Source organism: Limnohabitans sp. (assembly GCF_038134685.1).
Taxonomy (GTDB): Bacteria; Pseudomonadota; Gammaproteobacteria; order Burkholderiales; family Burkholderiaceae_C; genus Limnohabitans_A.
The window spans coordinates 1-2,762 of sequence record NZ_JAYPVP010000048.1 but is presented as its reverse complement, the minus strand read 5'-3'; the positions used below and the strand labels follow the sequence as shown (position 1 = coordinate 2,762).

General features: G+C 60.6%; 2 protein-coding genes and 1 tRNA gene. 1 reads left to right on the top strand and 2 read right to left on the bottom strand.

What is annotated here, in order from left to right; genetic code table 11:
* Nucleotides 1-177 precede the first annotated feature (177 nt).
* Nucleotides 178-262, bottom strand: a tRNA-Leu gene (locus AAFM15_RS11650).
* Nucleotides 263-280: 18 nt separating this feature from the next.
* Here AAFM15_RS11650 and rnr point away from each other — a divergent pair.
* The gene (gene rnr, locus AAFM15_RS11645) at nucleotides 281-2,572 is read left to right on the top strand and encodes a ribonuclease R (protein WP_341686879.1); all 2,292 of its coding nucleotides are present in this window, start codon (nucleotides 281-283) and stop codon (nucleotides 2,570-2,572) included.
* Between the two features lies 1 nt (nucleotide 2,573).
* Here rnr and AAFM15_RS11640 read toward each other — a convergent pair.
* On the bottom strand, nucleotides 2,574-2,762 hold a 189-nt coding region (locus AAFM15_RS11640; RefSeq protein ID WP_341686878.1), incomplete at its 5' end, for an NAD(P)H-hydrate dehydratase.

Below are 2,762 nucleotides of genomic sequence, written 5' to 3'. Positions count from 1 at the left end.
GCTAGTACCTGAAACTAGTGCGTCTACCAATTCCGCCACCTGGGCATCTCAGGAAGCTCGCATTGTACACACAAACCGCGGCATTGCGGTGAATCTGCGGGCGTTTTTTCGATGCGCAAAACAAAAAAGCCGATGGGCGAATCGCATCGGCTTTTTGGTGTGATTTGTCGGTAATATTGGTGCCCAGGAGAGGACTCGAACCTCCACGCCTCGCAGCGCTAGTACCTGAAACTAGTGCGTCTACCAATTCCGCCACCTGGGCATCTCAGGAATCCAAGGATTGTATATCAAAAAAGCAGCTCCCCCCAGCGGTTTGCTGGACGAAATCGAAGGCACGGTGCAAGGCCACCGTGATGGGCACGGCTTTGTGGTTCGCGACGATGGCGAACCCGATATTTACCTCCCGCCCAACGAAATGCGCGCCGTTCTGCACAAGGACCGGGTGCGTGTGCGCACCGTGCGCATGGATCGCCGCGGGCGCCCGGAGGGGCGCGTGGTCGAGATCGTGCAACGGCCCGATCAGCCCATCATTGGCCGCTTGCTGCACGAAGGCGGTTTATGGCTGGTGGCGCCAGAAGACAAACGCTATGGCCAGGATGTTCTGATCCCCAAAGGCGCTCTGGGTCAAGCCAAGGCCGGGCAGGTGGTGGTCACCGAACTGACCGAACCGCCGGCGCTGTATGGCCAGCCGGTGGGGCGTGTGCGCGAGGTGCTGGGCGAGGTCGACGACCCTGGCATGGAGATTGAGATTGCGGTGCGCAAGTACAGCGTGCCGCATGAGTTTTCCGAGGCCTGTATTGCGCAGTCGCGAGGCTTGCCCGACAAGGTGGCCGCCAAAGATCGCAAAGACCGTATCGACTTGCGCGATGTCCCCTTGTGCACCATCGACGGTGAAGATGCGCGCGACTTTGACGATGCCGTCTATTGCGAACCTGCAAAGGTCGGCAAGGGTAGCGGCTGGCGTTTGCTGGTGGCCATTGCCGATGTGTCGCACTATGTGCAGACCGGCAGCGCCATTGATGTGGATGCGTATGACCGCGCCACCAGCGTGTACTTCCCGCGCCGGGTGATCCCGATGCTGCCGGAAAAGCTGTCCAACGGCCTGTGTTCGCTCAACCCGGATGTGGATCGCTTGTGCATGGTTTGCGACATGCTGATCACGGCCTCTGGCCATGTGCATGCCTACCAGTTTTACCCGGCGGTGATGCACAGCCACGCGCGCTTTACGTATACCGAGGTGGCGGCCATTTTGGCCAACACCCGTGGGCCGGAAGCCATGCGCCGCAAGGAGCGCATTGACGACCTGATCAACCTGCACGACGTGTACCGCGCTTTGCTGGGTGCGCGTGAGCGTCGTGGTGCGGTGGACTTTGACACCACTGAAACTCAAATCATCTGTGACGACAGTGGGCGGATTGAAAAGATCGTGCCCCGCGTGCGCAACGATGCGCACCGTGTGATTGAAGAGGCCATGCTGGCGGCCAACGTGTGTAGCGCCGACTTCATTGCGCATAACCATCACCCCGGCTTGTTCCGGGTGCACGAAGGCCCCACCCCTGAAAAACGCGAGATTTTGCGCAGCTATCTGCGGGCCATGGGGGTAGCGGTCAATTTGGGTGACGATCCACACCCTTCGGACTTCCAAAAAATTGCCGAGATGGTCAAGGAGCGGCCTGACGCGCAGCAGATCCACACCATGTTGCTGCGCTCTATGCAGCAAGCCATTTACACGCCCATCAACAGTGGACACTTTGGCTTGGCTTACGAGGCCTACACCCACTTCACCAGTCCGATTCGCCGCTACCCGGATTTGCTGGTGCACCGCGTCATCAAGGCCATTCTTGAAAAGCGCAAATACACCTTGCCCGCTTTGCCTTTGCCGGGTGATGCGCATGCGCAGCTGGCGCGTCGCCTGCAAAAAAACAAAGCCGGTTCTCAAGGCATGGGTGGCGCCCCGCGCGTGCAAATGAACACAGGTGAGCAGCAGGCGTGGGAGGCGGCAGGCTTGCATTGCAGTGCCAATGAACGCCGCGCCGACGAAGCCAGCCGCGATGTGGAGGCCTGGCTCAAGTGCAAGTTCATGCGTGAACACCTGGGCGAGGAGTACAGCGGCGTGGTCACGGCGGCAACCGGTTTTGGTTTGTTCGTCACACTCGATGCACTCTACGTGGAGGGTCTGGTGCACATCACCGAGCTTGGGGGCGAATACTTCCGCTTTGACGAGGCACGCCAGGAATTGCGCGGCGAACGCACGGGCATTCGTTACGCCATCGGCACCAAGGTGCAGGTGCAGGTTAGCCGCGTGGATCTGGATGGCCGCAAGATCGATTTCCGTCTGGTCAAGCCCGGCGACGATTTGCTGCCACGCGCCATGCGCGACAAAGCAGGGCAGTCGCCCGATGCGGGCTCGCGCAGCAAAGACCGCAAGGACAAAGGCCGCGCTGCTGCCAAGCCGCAACCAGGCGAGCTGGCGCGGTCACCGATTCAGGCGATCAAGGCTTCGGTGAAGAATGCAACTGCCCGCAAGAAGGGCAAGGAAAAAAGCAAGGCGTCGCGCAAAACCCGCTGGTGATTCAGCAAAGGTTTTGAGCCAGGGCGCTGGCTGTCAGCGCCCGGTCTTGCGGCCAGCTGTCGGCCATTTGACCATGCTGCCAGACGGCTTGCTGCAGGGCCAGCCAGGCATCATGGTTTTGAGCCAGACGAGCTCCCACAGTGCCTGCCAGCACATCGCCGGTGCCGCCAGTGGCCAGGCGGCCATTGCC